The organism is Pseudarthrobacter naphthalenicus (assembly GCF_029076445.1).
Lineage (GTDB): Bacteria > Actinomycetota > Actinomycetes > Actinomycetales > Micrococcaceae > Arthrobacter > Arthrobacter naphthalenicus.
Genome location: NZ_JARESG010000015.1, coordinates 65,016 through 78,895, shown reverse-complemented (window position 1 = coordinate 78,895; position 13,880 = coordinate 65,016). Strand labels below are relative to the sequence as shown.

The following is a 13,880-nucleotide window of genomic DNA, read 5'->3' as shown; positions in this document are numbered from 1 at the left end:
AAGCCACGGGCGGCCCCTGCACCTGGAGGTCCATCGCAACACTTTATGATCCGCCGCGCCCCTACCGGGGCAGCTGCGCTGACAAGAGGAGAGCATGATGACAGGGAACAAAGCCGTTGCCTACAAGGAACCCGGCAAGGTCGAGCTGATCGACATTGACTATCCAACTTTCGAGCTGAAAGACGGTCCGGGCGTCAACCCGGCGAACGTGGGGCGGAGCGTCAACCACGGAGTCATCCTGAAGACCGTGGCCACCAACATCTGCGGATCGGACCAGCACATGGTCCGCGGCCGCACCACGGCGCCGGCCAACCTGGTGCTGGGGCATGAGATCACGGGCGAGGTCGTGGAGGTGGGCCGCGACGTCGAGTTCATCAAAGTCGGTGACCTCTGTTCGGTCCCGTTCAACATCGCCTGCGGCCGGTGCCGGAACTGCAAGGAACGCAAGACCGGCATTTGCTTGAACGTGAACCCGGACCGCCCGGGCAGCGCCTACGGCTACGTTGACATGGGCGGCTGGGTGGGCGGCCAGGCCAACTACGTGCTGGTGCCCTACGCCGACTGGAACCTGCTGAAGTTCCCGGACAAGGACCGGGCCATGGAGAAAATCCTGGACCTGGCCATGCTGTCGGACATTTTCCCCACGGGGTTCCACGGCGCGGTGAGCGCAGGGGTGGGCGTCGGGTCCACGGTCTACATTGCCGGCGCAGGTCCTGTTGGCCTCGCAGCGGCGACCAGCGCGCACCTGCTCGGTGCCGCCGTCGTTATTGTGGGGGACCTCAACGAGGAGCGGCTCGCGAGGGCGCGCAGCTTCGGCTGCGAAACGGTGGACCTCACCAAGGGCGGCCCGGCGGAGCAGATCGAACAGATCCTGGGTGTGCCTGAGGTGGACTGCGGTGTGGACGCCGTGGGCTTCGAGGCGCGCGGGCACGGCCATGACGCCAAGGAGGCGCCCGCCACGGTGCTCAACTCGCTGATGGAGCTCACCGCGGCCGGCGGGGCCCTGGGCATTCCGGGACTGTACGTCACCGGCGATCCGGGCGGAATCGACGAGGCTGCCAAGAAGGGTTCCCTGAGCCTGAGCCTCGGTACCGGCTGGGCGAAGTCGCTCAGCTTCACGACCGGCCAGTGCCCGGTGATGAAGTACAACCGGCAGTTGATGATGGCCATCCTGAACGACAAGGTGAACATCGCCAAGAACGTCAATGCGAAGGCGATCAGCCTTGAAGACGCACCCAAGGGCTACGCCGAATTCGACGCCGGGGCAGCCACGAAGTACGTCCTGAACCCGAACGGCTACCTCAGCTAAGCCCGATGGGCCGCTGCGTCCGATCATAAAGGCGGCCGTGGGCACCTTCCCTTGCCGAAGGTGCCCACGGCCTGTTGGTCGTGGCCGGCGGGAATGGCCGTTGGTTCAGGTCAAAACGGCAACGTCACCAGAGCTATCAGGGCCGGGACGGTAGCGCCCAGGGTGCCAGGAATGCTGTCACCCTTCCTGGGGTAGTGGCCCAGCATGTCCGCCAGGAACATGGCCGGAGCGGTCAGCACCATGTTCACGCAGCAGTAGATCACCAGGGTGTAGCCCACCACCAGATAGCCCATATTCACGGCCACCACCCCGGCCAGCACTCCCAGTCCGATCGCCAGGTTGCGGAACCCGGTGGGAATGGCCCACATCATCACGGCCGGAACGTTTTGCGGCGGGGTGCTCAGGAACTTCTGCGCTCCCGGCCGGTGCATCAGAAAACTCTCGAGCGGGAACACAAGGATATAGATCACCGCGGCAAGGACCGCGAAAACCTGGGATACGGCGTTCATGGAGGAAGAGTACGACGACGGCGGCAGCCGCCTCCATCCCCTGGCGGAGGGCTCCGGGGTGCTTGAGGAACCCCCGGTTTGGGGGATTGCGGCGCCGCCCGCCGCGCGGATACTGGACATATGTGGGAGGAACGCGCTGAGCGCGCCCGGCGTGAGATCGCCGCCCTGGCCGCAGCCGGGACAGGCCTGGGCGAACTTTATGCCGCGGCGCTCGGCCTGGTGCAGCAGCAGGTTCCGTTCGAGCAGGGGTGCTGGGCCGGCGTCGACCCCGGCTCCCTGGTGATGACCTCCGTGGTGAACTGGCGTGATTGGGGCGTGACGGAGGAATACGCGGCCCGGTTCGCCGAGACGGAGTACGCGGGCCAGGAACCCAACCGGTTCGCGGAACTGTCCCGGCGTCCGCGGCCGGTCGCGAGGATTTCCGATGCACCGCACCGCGACGTGATGCGCAGTGTCCGGATCAACGACATCCTGAAACCGCTCGGCCTGGAACATGAACTGCGCACGGTGTTCCGGGTGGACGAGGCCTGCTGGGGAGTGGGAAGCATTTTCCGGGAACCGGGACGGGATTTTTCGGACCGTGAGGTGGAATTCTTGGCTGCCGTGGCGGCGACGCTCGCGGCGGCCAGCCGGATCGCGGTGCGGACGGCCCATGCCGGGCGGCCAACAGTGGGCGGACCGGTGATCGTGGTCGCCGGGCCGCGGGGCGACCTCCGGGCAGCCACGGCGGCCGCCGTCGCCTGGCTGGCCGAGGTGGAGGACTCCGCCCCGGGCCGTTTCACCATGACCCTGCATTCAGCGGTGGCACAGGCCCATGCTTCGGGCTCGGGCACGGCCAGGGCAAGGATGCGCGATGCCCGGAACAACTGGGTGGTGCTGCAGGCGAGCCGCCTCATCACCGGAGATGACCCGGAACAGATGGTGGTCACCGTTGAACCGGCCACCACCCACGACCTGGCCAGCCTGCTCCTGGCGGCATACGGTGTCACCCCGCGGGAGCAGGAGGTCTGCGTTGAGGTGCTGTCCGGAAAGCCGACCGCGGACATCGCCGCGCGGCTGTACATCTCGCCGCACACGGTCCATGACCACCTTAAATCCGTGTACGCGAAAGTGGGCGTCGGCAGCCGCGGGGAATTGGTGGCCAAGCTGGTGGTGTGAGGACGGGCCCAAGGCCGCGCGGGCCCAACGAGGTTTTCCCGGCCGGGGCTGAAGGGGAGCGTCCGATTCAATGCACCCGCGACGTGGCGGGTGCATTGTGGGTACGGTGTCCTCATGCAGAAGATATCGATTGATGCCCTGGCCCGCCAGCAGATCGCGGCCGCCGTGGCGGCCCCGAGCGGACGCGCCGCGGATACGGCCTTTGGCGGGCACGAAAAGCGGCTCCGGCAGACGGTGATGGCGTTTCGCGGCGGCACGCAGCTCAGCGAACACCAGAACCCCGGCGAGGCCACGGTTTACGTGGTCAAAGGATCGGTCACGCTGCGGGCCGGCGGCGAGTCGTGGCAGGGCAAAGCCGGTGACCTGCTGATCGTGCCGGACGGGCTGCACAGCCTGGAAGCGGACGAGGACTCGGCGGTGCTGTTCACCGTGGTCAAGACGGACCGTCCCTGATACCGGTCCACCGGGCATTTCCGTCGTAGACGAAGCCGCTCGGGCCTGCACCGGGCACGAACCCGGTGCAAGCCCGTCCGTTCCCACCACCGGTGTACCCTCATAGCCCGTGAGGTAGACGCCCGCCACTGCCCCGGACTACAACCTTCATACAAGTCCACGAGGTCTCCCCAACAGAATTGACCCGGAAGCCCACGGTCGAGGCATTGCACCCAGCCAACCTTTGTTCTATAACTGCTATAACAGAGGTGAGGGAGAGGCCATGATCCTCAGCATTGACCTGGCCAGTGAGGTGCCGATCTACCAGCAGCTCCGGGACCAGATTGTCGAGGCGATCGCCGAGGGCGTGCTAACAGCGGGCAGTTCCTTGCCGGCCACGAGGACCCTCGCAGCCGACTTCGGGATCAACTTTCACACCGTGAACAAGGCCTATGACCTTCTGCGGCAGCAGGGTTTGATCCGGCTCAACCGCAAATCAGGTGCGGTGGTGACCGCCGCGGTCACGGATCCGATGGTCCCCTCCGACTGGGCTGCGAAGGTCCGGACTCTGCTGGCCGAGGCTGTTGCCAGGGGAATCCCGCCCGACGAGGTCCTGAGGACCTGCAGTTCCATGCTCGATTCCTTTGGTGCCAAGCAACGGGAGGATACGCCATGATCGCTGCCGCAGTTCTGAGCTTTGTGCTGTTGGGGCTGGTGCTCCTGCTAGGTCTGGTCCTGCCCTCAGTCACCAGTCCAACGGTGCCCTTCGGGGTGCGGGTGCCGGCCCAGCGTGCCGAGGACCCGGCGGTGGTCCGGCAGGTCCGCATCTACAGGTGGAGAGTGCTCGTTTGCGGGCTCGTGGCCGCCTCGGTGGGTGTGGGCTTGTTTGTGGCGACCGGTGCAACGTTGCTGCTGCCGCTGTCGGTGCTGGTTCTGGTTGGTCTCTGGTACGGCTGTTTCTACCTGGCCCATCAGGAGATCCGGGCCGCGAAGGCCGCCGGTGCCTGGTTCGAGGGCCTGCACCAGGGCATTTCGGTGGACACCGGCCTGCGGACCGACCCGCCGCGGTTTCCTTGGCTCTGGCTGGCACCAGCGGTCATCATCACCGCGGCCACGGCCGTGACCGGGGTGCTCCTGTACCCGTCCATGCCGCACGTCCTCGCCGTGCACTATGGCGCGAAAGGCCTGCCGGACAGGGAGGTCGCCAAGTCCATCGGTGCGGCCTTCTCACTGGTGTTCGTGCAAGTTGGCCTGACGGCGCTCCTGGCGGGGATGGCGGCGGCAATTATCCGCAGCAGGCCCGACCTGGATCCGGCCCACCCGGCGGGCTCTGCGCGCTGGTCCAGGCACTACATCTCCGTGGGCGCCAAGGCCCTGCTCGGGTTGGTGGCCATGATCGATCTGGGCATGCTCGGATCCTCACTGCTGATGTGGACGGGAACCGTCACGCGGTGGGCGCCACTGGTGGTCGCGCTCCCGGTCCTGGCCGCCGTCGTAATTACTGTGGTGGTCCTGGCCAGGAACAACCGGGAGCGGGGAGCTAACGGGGAGGACACCGGCCTGACGCACCGTGACGATGACAAATATTGGCGCGGCGGCCTGTTCTACATCAACCGTGAGGACCATGCACTGGTTGTCCCGCGCCGGTTCGGTCTGGGGTGGACCCTGAACTGGGGCAACCCCAGGGCGGCCATGCTGATCGCCGGCGTGGTAGCGCTGATCGCCCTGGTGGTCATTTTCCGCTTGGGCGGGTGAGGTGTCAGGGTGCCCGCGCGGCCCCCGTGGCTGCGGCGCCCTGGATGGGATGATCGACCTATGAATGAATCTGACGCAGCCGGTCCGGATCAAGGATTCAACTCGCTGGTCCATCGTTCGCGCCTCCGTTTCCTGGTCATGGTGATTGTGGGCATAGGCACGGCTCTGGCAGTGGGAGCGCTGAAGTCCTGGGCGTACGCGCCGGCGATGGGCTGGGCGGCGGCGTCGCTGACTTATCTCATGTGGGTCTGGGCCGTCGTCGGGCCGCTGGAGGCGGAGGCCACGGCTGCCCACGCGCGGCGCGAAGATCCGGGCCGCGGCGTCTCCGATGCGCTGGTCCTGATCGCCACCGTGGCCAGCTTTGCCGGGGTTGCCCTGATTCTGCTGGACGCTTCCAACGCCCAGGGCGGCACGAAGGCAGCCATCATCTCGATGGCCCTGGGGAGTGTGGCGCTGTCCTGGTTCCTGGTCCACACGCTTTTCGCTCTGCGCTATGCCTCCATTTATTACCAGCACGGGGCAGGTGTGGACTTCAACGAAGGCAAACCCCCGCGCTATCTGGACTTTGCGTACCTGGCCTTCACGGTCGGCATGACCTTCCAGGTCTCGGACACCGATTTGAAGACCGAGGCGATTCGCACCACCGTGCTGCGCCAGGCGCTGCTGTCCTACCTGTTGGGGACCATTGTCCTGGCCACCACCATCAACCTTGTCGCCGGTTTGATCAACTGACATGAGCCTTGGTGGCGATGATCTTCGGGAGCGCGAGTTAAGATAGCCAGACACGGATTGCCTTCTTTTGTTCCTGGCCGCCGGGATGTTGGAGGAGTGGATGAACGGGTCGTCACCGCGGATCCTTGCTGTCGCGAAGGCATCCGCTGCCGCGATGCTCCTTCTTGCCACTGCTGCGTGCACTCCGGCTGGCACCGATGCGCAGCCAACGCCCGCTCAGCCCCCTTCGAGCCGACCGTCCCCGACCAGGCAGGCGCCCGTAGCAGACAGCAAGCGCGGTCCCACGGTCAGGGTGGTGGTGATCGGAGATTCGCTGAGCACCGGGCTGGGAACCTCACCGAAGCTGGCGTGGCCAAAGCTCCTACAATCAGCGCACCTTTCCAACAAGCGGCCGGTGCAGGTGACAAATGCTGCCGAGAACGGCAGCGGTTACCTGGTTCCCGGTGAGGACGGGGACACCTTCACCATGGAAGTGGAGTCAGCCGTCAGCCCGGACGCTGACGTCGTCGTTTTTTTCGGGTCCGACAATGACACAGGGGCGGACCCGGGGGAACTGCGGGATGCTGCAGCCTCAACATTCGCGGCCGCCTCGTCGCTGGCCCCCAACGCCGTTCTCGTGGCGGTCGGGCCACTTTCGGGCAGCGAGGAACCGGACCCGGTGTTGGCCGACGTCCGCGACACCCAGGCCGCGGTTGCCCAGGACATGGGCGTGAAGTTCATCGATCCCATCGCCGAGCAGTGGCTCAGCGGCCGCGCCGACGTCCTGCTGGGCCCGGACGGTGAGCACCCGAGCGCCCAGGGGCAGAAGTTCCTGCGGGACAAAATGAAGCGCATCCTGTCCGCCGCGGTGCAGGGCTGAACCGCCCGCACGGTGCGGCGCCTGCCCATCCAAAACGCTGATGCGTCACCCGGCTCCGGGGTTACGCTCCGGGTTACCGGGGCGTGGCGCCGGAAGGCCCGCGAGGCGTTCGACGACGGCCAGCCCGGCAGGGGTGCCCGGCCAATGCCGCCGCAGGGCGTCCGGGCCCGCGGAGCGGATCACGGAGCGGAGAACCAGTGCCATGATGATCACGTCATCGGCGTAGCCGATCAGCGGCAGGAAGTCGGGCACCAGGTCGATCGGGAACGCCAGGTAGCCCAGCAGGAGGAACAGCTTGATACGTACCCCGCGCGCTACGGACTTGTCGGCCGCCAGCCGCCTGAGCACGCGCAGCACGTCCGGCAGCAGCCGCAAGGCGTCCCTCATCCCCACAGTTTCCGGGTGACGCCGGGCGTACGCCCACAGGGCCAGGAGCAGGATGGCGTAGACCGCAACCAGCCCGGCCAGGACACCTGCGGCAATTTCCCACCACTGCGAACTCACGTCAGCCGCTCGCCCGTCAACTGCGCCAGATAATCCAGGAGCTCGTCCTGCAGGTGCGGGTCGAGGACGGCGGCGTTCGGTTGCTGCCGGTGCTGGTGGTGCCAGTAGCCGCCGCTGGTCAGGGCCCCGGGGTCAGTGCTGGCGGCGAGCCATTCCTGGGTGAGGTGCCCGAGCCGAAGATCGTCCGGCGCGCCGGGGCCGCCCATCTTCGTGGGCACCCAGCCGGGATCCACAGCGTTGCTCAGGACATCAGGCCACAACCGGGCGACGGCAGCGGAGAGCGCGGTGACATAGAGCTTGCTGTCCGAGTAGGACACCCGTGAGGGAGCCCCGGACCCGTCTCCGCCCCCGGACCCGCCTCTGCCCCGGGACCCGTCCCCGCCCCCGGGGCCGTCCGGGCCGGCGAGGCGGAAGCGGCCCCCGCGGTGCATGCCGCTGCTCAGGTAAATCAGGCGGTGCGGCCGATGAATAAGGGCCGTCAGCAGGTACGGGGCCACCACGTTGACCTGAAAAATGTGGGGTCCGCCCAGAACGCCGGCATTTTGGAGGACGGCGTCCACGGGCCCGCTCCGGTTCACTTGGTCCGCAAGGTCACGGGTTTGCGCCGTGTCCGACAGGTCGCCCACCACGCCCAGCGCGCCGCGGTCGATCAGCTCCTGCACCGCGCCGAGCCGACCGGTGGTGCGCGCGTGCACGATGACTTCGTGCCCGTCGTCGAGGAGCGACTGCGCCGAAGCGAGCCCCAGGCCGTCGGTGGAGCCGGTGATGAAAATGCGGGCCATCATTCCTCCGTTCTGTGCCGTGCGGCCTGCGTGGCCTGGGTCAGTGTGCCGCATTCAAGCCAGTAGCGGCGTTTGCCGTTCCGGGTGACCTCGTAGACGCCGCCGTTCCTTTCGATCGTCGCCCGGGAACCGGCGTTTGTTTCGTCGCAGGTGAGAAGTGCCCTGGTGATGCCCAGTTTCCGGGCGATGGGCAGGGCGGCGGCCAGCGCCTCGGCGGCGTGGCCACGCCGCCTGGCGGAGGGCCTGATGCTGTAGCCGATGTGGCCGCCTTCGTTGAGGAGGAAGTCGTTCAGCTCGTGCCGGATGGCCAGCGACCCCAAGAATGTCCTGCCGTCCACGACCCACAGGAACGTGCAGGGGACGTGTCCCGGCTTCCGGGGCGCCTCCGGGAGGGCAGCGTTGCGGAGCGAGTCGACAAATCCCCGGAACGATTCGGTCTCCGCAAGATCCGCCAAAGCCCAGTCCTCGGCACCGCCGCCATCGCGGCGGGCACCGTCAAATTCTGCGGCCGCCTCCAGCCAGGAGGAGTGGTAGCTGGCATCGGGAGCGATGAGGAGAGGCATCACAAGATCGTAGTCCAGGGGCGGCGCCGCGCAGAGGACGACGACGGCAGTGTCGCCGTCGTCGTCGGCACTCCTCCGAGCGTTCTCAGTGCATCACCCGGTAGTGCACGTGCGTCACGAGACTGGTGCCGCGCACTTCGGTCGGCTCCAGCGTCAGGTTCCCGACGCCGTCGAGCGGCCGTTCGCCCGCGACGGCACGTGACTCGGCTCATGCGCCCCATCCTGTCATGGCATCGCCTCGGTGGGGAGGCCCTAGACTCGGAGGCATGTCAGCTCTTGGGGGAATGCCGGCCGGGCGCGGAAGCGTCCTTTTGATGGCGGCCGGTCTTGGCCTGGCGCTCACAGGGTGCGAATACAACGGCCCTGCCGATACATCGGCTCACACGTCCGCGCCGGCACCAACGCCGCCACGGTCCTTTGCGGAAAACACCGCCGAGGTGGCCCGTCTGCTCGGGTTGCCGGCGTCGGATCCCGGCATGCCCTCCGAGGCGGAGCCCGTTGGGAAGTTGTTCCTGGTGCTGGCGCCGGGGGATTATCAGGTCACCGGCGCCTGTGCCGGAGTTTACGGGGCCAGGCTCACCATCGTGAAGGCTGACGGCATCCCCGAGGCGTCGGACTTTGAGTGCGACACCGTGCTGGACCGCTTCTTCAGGCACCCGGGCGGGCCGGTGACCATCAGTGCAGTCCCGCGTATAGGTGGGCCCTCCGCAACAGGCGTTAAGGTGCAGACCAACCCGGACCCCAGGGCGTCGGCGCTGGCGGACTTCTCAGAATGGTCAGCGAAGCATTTGCAACCGCAATTGCCCGGCGAATTCGTGGGCGCCAGTATGGCAGACACCACCACCGTGGGAACGCTCCTGGCCCCACCGGGCAAGTACGAATTCCGCCTGGTCTGCGATGGACCAGCCGGGGCCGAGGTGTCGGTGTCCACCGCAGCGGGTGCCGAGGTTGTTGTCCCCACACAGATCCCCTGCGAGGGGCAGGTATTCACGGCACCCGTGACGCTGCCCGACGAGGGAGTGGAGGTGAGTGTCAGTCCTGCTGGTGGCGTGGCCGGCCGCTTCGCCTACAAGCTCGTGCCAGTCGGCTAACAGTCTTCCTCGGGGATGCCGTGTCATGGGATTCGCGGCGGCTGCGGTTCACCTATTGTCGATGGGTGGGTACGAAACAGACGACTGAGCTGGAGGGGCAGACCTCCATCAACGAGCTGCTTGAGGAGCCGATCGGCGCCACCCATATCCAGCTGGTCCTGCCAATCCACGTCCAGCTTCCGTCAGGGGAATTCCGCCGCGTCTCGTGACGCCGTGCTCCGCGGACGGAGACGTACGACGGCGGCGCCCGGGCGGGGTGCCCGCGCTTGGCTCAGCGGAGGGCAGTGACGAAGCCGCCACGGGACTGGCCGGATGGCGCCTGGGGCGGTGGGGATTGAGTGGGTACGGCAAGGGACAGCGGGCGGTTGTAAGTGGCGCACAGCTCCTGGACCGTGTGGCCGGTGCACCGCCAGCCGGCCGCCGTGAGCAGTTCCAGCGGATCGGGCGGGTCGGCCCGCGCCAGCAGTTCAGTCATGGACAGGCCGGTCTGCAGGCTGAAGTCCCGCAGCTTGGCTTCTACATCGTCGGTCTTAGGCAGCGGCACGGCCCGCTCGATCACGGCCCGGGAGCCCGGTGCGGACAACGCTGCAACTTCCTTCAGCACCGACAGTTGAGCGGCGGCGTCGAGGTAGGGAAGCAGGCCCTCCAGGACCCAGGTGGTGGGCTGCAAGGGGTCAAAACCGGCCGCAACAAGCGGCTCGCGCCAGGGGAGGGCGAGGTCGGTGGCCACGGTGACCAGCTCGGGCGCCGGCCGGACGGCAAGCCGGCCCAGTACGCCGGCTTTGAACTCGAGGACGTTGGCGTGATCGATTTCGAAGACCCGTGAGCCCATGGGCCAGGGGAGGCGGTACGCGCGGGTATCCAGCCCGGCGCCCAGGATCACCGTCTGGGGGGTTGGCGGCTGTGAATCTGAACGCAGGAAATCGTCGATGAACCGGGTCCGCACCGCGATGTAGATCGATGCCAGCAGAAGCGGCTGCTGTAGCGGGGAGGCGGTGCTGGGAGCCGCCGGCCAGGCGGTGGGGAAATCCACGTGCGACCGGGCAGCTTCCACCAGCGCCAGGGCAAACGGGTCCGCCACGAGCCCGCCGGGCCGGGAGGTTTCCACCGCGCGCCCCGCAGCCACGGCCAGGGCGGTCAGCGGCAGCCCCTGGTCCTCAAATTCAGTCACGGTGGTTCCTCCCGCCGTCGTACTTCTTCTCACTGCGGAGCCTACTGCGCCGCCCGGCGGCGGCGAGCTAAGGCGAGTGCAGCGGCGGGAATCAGGGTCAACGCGGCAATGATGGTGCCCACCAGCCCCGGGCCCCTGGTCCCGAGCGGGGACACCAAGGCAGCGCCGGCAAAGGCGGTCCCCACGGCGGTGCCGGCGTTGAACGCGGAGACGCTGAGGGCTGAACCGAGGGTGGCGGCCTTCCCGGCGAAGCGCACCGCGAGGTGGATCAGCACGCTGTTGGCGCTGAGACCGAACAGGCCCAGCAGGACCATCAGGGCGCTGGTCAACCAGGGCGAACCGGACACCAGGCTGATGGCGAGCAGGAGGACGGTGGTCACGGCGGGGGTGACGATGGTGATCGGGCCCGGGTGGGCATCGCCGAAACGGCCAGCGAGGAGGGTGCCGATGACCGAACCGATGCCGAACCCGGTGAGCACCAGCGGCACATGGGCAACTGTCACTCCGGCCTGGTCGATGAGGATCGGGGCGATGTAGGAGTAGGCGGCGAGTACGCCGCCGCACGTCGTGGCACATGCGGCCAGCGCCAGCCACAGCCGGCCCGAGCGCAGGCCGGCCAGTTCAGCACGGAGGGACGTTGGGTGCGCGCCGGGGGAGTCGTGCGGAATAAGGCGGGCGACGAGTACAGTGGCCAGCGAGGCGGCCGCCGCCAGCGCCCAGAAGGTTCCGCGCCAGCCGACCACCTGCGCGACGAAGGCCCCCAGAGGCACGCCGAGGACGGTGGCCAAGGCCCCGCCGGCACCCACCACAGCTACCGCCCGGGCGCCGGAGGACGGCCCCGCCGCGCGGGTGGCCACCACAGCTGAGACTGCCCAGAACGCGCCGGTGGCAAGCGCGCTGACAAACCGTGCCGCCAGCAGCAGCGTGAAGTCCTGGCCCAGCGCCACCACAACATGGCCGGCAACGAAGACGATGAGCGCCAGGACCAGCGTCAGCTGCTTGGACAGGCGAATTGTCAGCATCGCCATCAGCGGCGCGCCCACCACCATGCCGATCGCGAAGACGGTGATCAGAGATCCGGCCTGCGCGACGCTCACCTGCATGTCACTTGCGATCAGCGGCAGGATACCGGCCACCACGAACTCGCTGGTGAGCATCAGGAGGGTGCCCAGCGCCAGAACGTAGACGGCCAGCGGGAGCCGGGGCCGCCGTCGGACCTTAACGTGCTTGGTACCGGCGGCCGTAACGCCGCCCTCGGTTGTTGTCTGCCCGCGCATGCGAACTCCTCATTGGTGCAGGGGAAATGGCCTGCATCCATTGCACCCGTTCGCTTGTTGCCGAGGAAGGTTGCGCTGATAGGGGTATTGCCAGGGCCCCCACAGTTGACGCTGAATGCGCGGCCGAATCGGGGCACATTGACACGGACACGCCGCGGATTGAGCCGGTTCCGGACCGGGTCGCCGTCAATGTGCCCCACGACAGCGCCCACGACGGCGCCGGGCGCCCCGGCGCACCGCCCCGGCACTTTGCGGAAGCCGTTGTCACTGCCCGGCGGCGGGCCTAGGCTATGGCCACGGCCCCACGCGGGGGACCGGCCAGGACCCTCCCTCACGGGGGCCAGGCACACGCTGGGATGCCGCGTCCTGGACACCACGGGACAGGAAAAACCATGACGAAGTATCTGTTTGAAGCCAATTACGTGGGCGACGGAATTACCGGGCTCATGCGTGAAGGGGGCACCAAACGGCGGGAAGCGCTGGCGGAGGCGCTCAGTTCGGTGGGCGGATCACTGGAGAGTTTTTACTACGCGTTCGGGGACATCGACGTCCTTGGTGTTTTTGATGTGCCGGACCAGGCGGCCGCGGCGGCCCTGTCACTGATGATCAATTCCACCGGCACCGTGGATGTCCGCCTGAAGCCGCTCATGACACCGGAGGACATTGACGAGGCTGCCAGGAAGACGCCTTCCTACCGGGCGCCGGGGCAGTAGCCGCGGGCGCAGTAGCCGCATGCGCAGAAGGCAGCTGGTCAGCGCCGCCGTCGGACATTACGACGGCGGCGCTTCCGTTGGGTGCCTGACAGGGATTTCGTCGGCGCGCTGGGTGGCGGCCCAGCTGGCCAGGACTTTCAGGGCATCCTCCGAGGGTGTGCCGGGATCTGCCGTGTACACGTTGATCCGCAGCCCGGGGTCTGTGGGGAGCTCCAGGGCTTCGAAGCTCAGGTCCAGGTCACCCACGATCGGGTGGTGGAGCCGCTTGCGGCCGGTGCGGTGGTACTTCACATCGTGCCTGGCCCACCTGGTGCGGAACTCCTCGCTGCGGGTGGACAGTTCACCAATCAGGTCCGTCAGGTCTTTGTCGTAAGGGTTCTTCCCGGCTGTGGAGCGCAGGACGGCCACGATGTCGTCCGCGCTGCGTTCCCAGTCGGCGAAGAAGTCCCTCGCTTTCGGGTTGAGGAAGGTGAAGCGCGCGCTGTTCGGCGGCGTGACCTGCTCTGCCATCATCTCCAGGTAAAGAGCCCGGCCCAGTTCGTTGGACGCCAGCACATCTCCGCGGTCATTGCGGACCCAGGCAGGGGCCGTGGTGATCGCGTCAACAACGCGCTGCACGCTGGGCCGCACCGCCTGCGGGCTCCGTTTGCGCCGCACGCGCGGAGAAGCGGTCGCTGCCCGCGCAAGGTCAAAAAGGTGGGCCGTTTCCGCGTCGTCAAGCTTCAGGGCCCGGGCTAGTGCTTCGATCACGCTGTCCGAGGCGCCGGAGAGGTTGCCGCGCTCAAGGCGGACGTAGTAGTCCACGCTCATCCCGGCGAGCATGGCCACTTCCTCACGGCGCAGCCCGGTGACCCGGCGGTTCCCGCCATAGAGAGGCAGGCCCGCCTCCTCGGGCGTGATCCTGGCCCGGCGGGAGGTCAGGAACTTCCGCACATCATCGCTGTGTGTCATGGCCTCCACGCTACGCGCCGTCCACCGGACGAGGGAGGGACTGGCATTACCCTGTCCGGCAGTGACTCCCGGCC

General features: G+C 67.4%; 17 protein-coding genes. 10 read left to right on the top strand and 7 right to left on the bottom strand.

Features of this window, described 5'->3' with window-relative positions; translation table 11 throughout:
* Window positions 1–97: 97 nt before the first annotated feature.
* A complete protein-coding gene (fdhA, locus tag PY310_RS15120) occupies window positions 98–1,309 on the top strand; it encodes a formaldehyde dehydrogenase, glutathione-independent (RefSeq protein WP_275215291.1) in 1,212 nt (403 codons plus the stop codon).
* 110 nt (window positions 1,310–1,419) lie between these two features.
* Here the strand turns inward: fdhA and PY310_RS15115 are convergent, their stop codons facing one another.
* Window positions 1,420–1,818: a DUF1304 family protein gene (locus tag PY310_RS15115; protein ID WP_275215290.1), complete on the bottom strand. Its 399-nt coding sequence runs from the start codon at window positions 1,816–1,818 to the stop codon at window positions 1,420–1,422.
* A 120-nt stretch (window positions 1,819–1,938) separates the two neighbouring features.
* On the opposite strand from PY310_RS15115, the gene PY310_RS15110 reads away from it, so the two are divergent.
* The 6 genes from PY310_RS15110 to PY310_RS15085 all read left to right on the top strand — a co-directional run bounded on the left by PY310_RS15110 (window position 1,939) and on the right by PY310_RS15085 (window position 6,754).
* A complete protein-coding gene (locus PY310_RS15110) occupies window positions 1,939–2,976 on the top strand; it encodes a helix-turn-helix transcriptional regulator (protein WP_275215289.1) in 1,038 nt (345 codons plus the stop codon).
* A gap of 114 nt (window positions 2,977–3,090) precedes the next feature.
* Window positions 3,091–3,429 carry a cupin domain-containing protein gene (locus PY310_RS15105; RefSeq protein ID WP_275215288.1) on the top strand — a complete coding sequence of 113 codons (339 nt, stop codon included), beginning with the start codon at window positions 3,091–3,093 and terminating at the stop codon, window positions 3,427–3,429.
* A gap of 262 nt (window positions 3,430–3,691) precedes the next feature.
* The gene (locus tag PY310_RS15100) at window positions 3,692–4,084 is read left to right on the top strand and encodes a GntR family transcriptional regulator (RefSeq protein ID WP_275215287.1); all 393 of its coding nucleotides are present in this window, start codon (window positions 3,692–3,694) and stop codon (window positions 4,082–4,084) included.
* On the top strand, window positions 4,081–5,163 hold the full coding sequence (locus PY310_RS15095; protein WP_275215286.1) for a DUF1648 domain-containing protein: 1,083 nt from the start codon (window positions 4,081–4,083) through the stop codon (window positions 5,161–5,163). Before PY310_RS15100 ends, PY310_RS15095 begins: the two co-directional genes overlap by 4 nt.
* Before the next feature lie 60 nt (window positions 5,164–5,223).
* Window positions 5,224–5,895 carry a DUF1345 domain-containing protein gene (locus PY310_RS15090; protein WP_275215285.1) on the top strand — a complete coding sequence of 224 codons (672 nt, stop codon included), beginning with the start codon at window positions 5,224–5,226 and terminating at the stop codon, window positions 5,893–5,895.
* Window positions 5,896–5,995: 100 nt separating this feature from the next.
* The gene (locus tag PY310_RS15085; RefSeq protein WP_275215284.1) at window positions 5,996–6,754 is read left to right on the top strand and encodes an SGNH/GDSL hydrolase family protein; all 759 of its coding nucleotides are present in this window, start codon (window positions 5,996–5,998) and stop codon (window positions 6,752–6,754) included.
* A 45-nt stretch (window positions 6,755–6,799) separates the two neighbouring features.
* On the opposite strand, the gene PY310_RS15080 is transcribed toward PY310_RS15085, so the two are convergent.
* Genes PY310_RS15080 through PY310_RS15070 form a run of 3 tightly spaced genes read right to left on the bottom strand, consistent with a single transcriptional unit; the run spans window position 6,800 to window position 8,603 of the window.
* Window positions 6,800–7,258 (bottom strand): YkvA family protein, encoded by a 459-nt coding sequence (locus tag PY310_RS15080; RefSeq protein WP_275215283.1) that lies wholly within the window; start codon window positions 7,256–7,258, stop codon window positions 6,800–6,802.
* The gene (locus tag PY310_RS15075) at window positions 7,255–8,040 is read right to left on the bottom strand and encodes an SDR family NAD(P)-dependent oxidoreductase (RefSeq protein WP_275215321.1); all 786 of its coding nucleotides are present in this window, start codon (window positions 8,038–8,040) and stop codon (window positions 7,255–7,257) included. The genes PY310_RS15080 and PY310_RS15075 overlap by 4 nt, the downstream gene beginning before the upstream one ends.
* A complete protein-coding gene (locus tag PY310_RS15070) occupies window positions 8,040–8,603 on the bottom strand; it encodes a GNAT family N-acetyltransferase (RefSeq protein ID WP_275215282.1) in 564 nt (187 codons plus the stop codon). The genes PY310_RS15075 and PY310_RS15070 overlap by 1 nt, the downstream gene beginning before the upstream one ends.
* Window positions 8,604–8,869: 266 nt before the next feature.
* On the opposite strand from PY310_RS15070, the gene PY310_RS15065 reads away from it, so the two are divergent.
* Both PY310_RS15065 and PY310_RS15060 read left to right on the top strand, forming a co-directional pair.
* Window positions 8,870–9,694 carry a hypothetical protein gene (locus PY310_RS15065; protein WP_275215281.1) on the top strand — a complete coding sequence of 275 codons (825 nt, stop codon included), beginning with the start codon at window positions 8,870–8,872 and terminating at the stop codon, window positions 9,692–9,694.
* A 65-nt stretch (window positions 9,695–9,759) separates the two neighbouring features.
* Complete coding sequence (locus PY310_RS15060) at window positions 9,760–9,903, top strand: hypothetical protein (RefSeq protein WP_275215280.1); 144 nt, start codon at window positions 9,760–9,762, stop codon at window positions 9,901–9,903.
* Between the two features lie 62 nt (window positions 9,904–9,965).
* On the opposite strand, the gene PY310_RS15055 is transcribed toward PY310_RS15060, so the two are convergent.
* Complete coding sequence (locus PY310_RS15055) at window positions 9,966–10,865, bottom strand: SAM-dependent methyltransferase (protein WP_275215279.1); 900 nt, start codon at window positions 10,863–10,865, stop codon at window positions 9,966–9,968.
* A 41-nt stretch (window positions 10,866–10,906) separates the two neighbouring features.
* Complete coding sequence (locus tag PY310_RS15050) at window positions 10,907–12,142, bottom strand: MFS transporter (RefSeq protein WP_275215278.1); 1,236 nt, start codon at window positions 12,140–12,142, stop codon at window positions 10,907–10,909.
* Window positions 12,143–12,534: 392 nt separating this feature from the next.
* On the opposite strand from PY310_RS15050, the gene PY310_RS15045 reads away from it, so the two are divergent.
* The gene (locus PY310_RS15045; RefSeq protein ID WP_275215277.1) at window positions 12,535–12,855 is read left to right on the top strand and encodes a GYD domain-containing protein; all 321 of its coding nucleotides are present in this window, start codon (window positions 12,535–12,537) and stop codon (window positions 12,853–12,855) included.
* Between the two features lie 57 nt (window positions 12,856–12,912).
* On the opposite strand, the gene PY310_RS15040 is transcribed toward PY310_RS15045, so the two are convergent.
* A complete protein-coding gene (locus tag PY310_RS15040; protein ID WP_275215276.1) occupies window positions 12,913–13,806 on the bottom strand; it encodes a helix-turn-helix transcriptional regulator in 894 nt (297 codons plus the stop codon).
* Window positions 13,807–13,880: the final 74 nt, after the last annotated feature.

Excerpts from the sequence above, each read along its gene's own strand:
- fdhA (WP_275215291.1), top strand. The coding sequence starts at position 98 with ATGACAGGGAACAAAGCCGTTGCCTACAAGGAACCCGGCAAGGTCGAG.
- PY310_RS15115 (WP_275215290.1), bottom strand. The coding sequence starts at position 1,818 with ATGAACGCCGTATCCCAGGTTTTCGCGGTCCTTGCCGCGGTGATCTAT.
- PY310_RS15110 (WP_275215289.1), top strand. The coding sequence starts at position 1,939 with ATGTGGGAGGAACGCGCTGAGCGCGCCCGGCGTGAGATCGCCGCCCTG.
- PY310_RS15105 (WP_275215288.1), top strand. The coding sequence starts at position 3,091 with ATGCAGAAGATATCGATTGATGCCCTGGCCCGCCAGCAGATCGCGGCC.
- PY310_RS15100 (WP_275215287.1), top strand. The coding sequence starts at position 3,692 with ATGATCCTCAGCATTGACCTGGCCAGTGAGGTGCCGATCTACCAGCAG.
- PY310_RS15095 (WP_275215286.1), top strand. The coding sequence starts at position 4,081 with ATGATCGCTGCCGCAGTTCTGAGCTTTGTGCTGTTGGGGCTGGTGCTC.
- PY310_RS15090 (WP_275215285.1), top strand. The coding sequence starts at position 5,224 with ATGAATGAATCTGACGCAGCCGGTCCGGATCAAGGATTCAACTCGCTG.
- PY310_RS15085 (WP_275215284.1), top strand. The coding sequence starts at position 5,996 with ATGAACGGGTCGTCACCGCGGATCCTTGCTGTCGCGAAGGCATCCGCT.
- PY310_RS15075 (WP_275215321.1), bottom strand. The coding sequence starts at position 8,040 with ATGGCCCGCATTTTCATCACCGGCTCCACCGACGGCCTGGGGCTCGCT.
- PY310_RS15070 (WP_275215282.1), bottom strand. The coding sequence starts at position 8,603 with ATGCCTCTCCTCATCGCTCCCGATGCCAGCTACCACTCCTCCTGGCTG.
- PY310_RS15065 (WP_275215281.1), top strand. The coding sequence starts at position 8,870 with ATGTCAGCTCTTGGGGGAATGCCGGCCGGGCGCGGAAGCGTCCTTTTG.
- PY310_RS15050 (WP_275215278.1), bottom strand. The coding sequence starts at position 12,142 with ATGCGCGGGCAGACAACAACCGAGGGCGGCGTTACGGCCGCCGGTACC.
- PY310_RS15045 (WP_275215277.1), top strand. The coding sequence starts at position 12,535 with ATGACGAAGTATCTGTTTGAAGCCAATTACGTGGGCGACGGAATTACC.
- PY310_RS15040 (WP_275215276.1), bottom strand. The coding sequence starts at position 13,806 with ATGACACACAGCGATGATGTGCGGAAGTTCCTGACCTCCCGCCGGGCC.